The sequence below is a fragment of the Frankia sp. CcWB2 genome, assembly GCF_977927585.1.
The window spans coordinates 1-1,163 of the sequence record NZ_CDWRCM010000046.1; the positions used below are offsets into that span (position 1 = coordinate 1).

Below are 1,163 nucleotides of genomic sequence, written 5' to 3' on the forward strand. Positions count from 1 at the left end.
GCCTTGCCCTGCATCATGATGAACCGGCGGAAATGCTTGAGATCGAGGCGGGCCCGCCGGCCGCCGGCACGCCAGATATTCCCCGTCCTCTCGACGAACCCGCTGGGATAGTATTCTATGGCCAGCAGGATCCGGGTGAGGTCGTCAGCGAGCGGATGAAAAGTGACGGCGCCCCTGGTGGAGCCCTTTCCGCCCTCGGACGTCCAAGCGATCCGCCGGTCCGGGATCTGCTCTTGGACGGTCGCCTTCCAGCTGCGTCGGGACTTGAAGACCTTGACCCGCCAGTTCTGCTCGGTCTCGCTCTTCGCTTCCACCGCCTCCACGCCCTTCATGAAACGGGCGAAATCCGGGAACTGCGTCCACTGGTCGTAGGCGACGGACACCGGGACACCGACGTCCACCGTCTCCTCGATGTTCGTGGCTTTGAGTGGCCCGCTCTTACCGCCGCGCTTCCCGCGGCCGATCTTCAGCGCCCCCTTCGCCTTCTCGCGCATCGCCGAGGCCACGGTCCTGAAGGCCGTCTTCGTCGGCGGTTCCCCCTTGACCAGCCGCTGGACGCCCTCGGCGAGCGGGGAGAGCTTACCCTCCTTGCCGTTCCTCTCGGCCAGCCCGTGGAGTTTCTCCGTGCTCGAGGTGAGCCGCTGCGCCGTCCTGCCGACCAGGTGCGCCCCACCCGCCTTCGCCAAGTTCTTCGTCTCGTCGAGCAGGCTCTTGGTCGCCGGGCTGTCACGCAGGGCACCGAGAAAACCCTGCGCCGGTGGCTTCGTCGTCGGCCGCTCTGTCGTCTGCGTCATCTCCGCTCCTCGTCGATCGGACCGTCCCTCGGATGTCACCGCTCGGAGGTGACGTTCTGCCGGCCACGCGCGGCGCGGCGCGGCCCCGCCGAACGTCCGGGCGAAGAACGGCGCTGCGCACCGGACTGCGCCACAGCCTCGGGCGCCGCTCCCTCACCGGCCGCCCGTTGCTCCGACCGCTCGCCCTGCTCGGTCTGCTCCGCCTGCCCACGCTGCTCGGTCTGCCCACGCTGCTCGGTCTGCCCGCCCGAGGTGCCCTCCTCGGATTCCGCCGCGGCGGGCGCCAGCTTCTCGCCCTCTCCTTCGCCCCGGCCGGGTGCGGCGGCCTCCGGCACGGCCCCGGTCACCCCTTTGACGGCCCCGGTCACC

At 69.9% G+C, this 1,163-nt stretch carries 2 protein-coding genes; both read right to left on the reverse strand.

Going from position 1 to position 1,163, the window contains the following annotated elements; translation table 11 throughout:
- The coding region (locus tag ACY45C_RS07200; RefSeq protein ID WP_462186858.1) for an SRPBCC family protein at nucleotides 1-794 on the reverse strand (794 nt) is incomplete at its 3' end.
- Nucleotides 795-829: 35 nt separating this feature from the next.
- A partial coding sequence (locus ACY45C_RS07205; RefSeq protein ID WP_462186859.1) for a hypothetical protein occupies nucleotides 830-1,163 on the reverse strand: 334 nt, incomplete at its 5' end.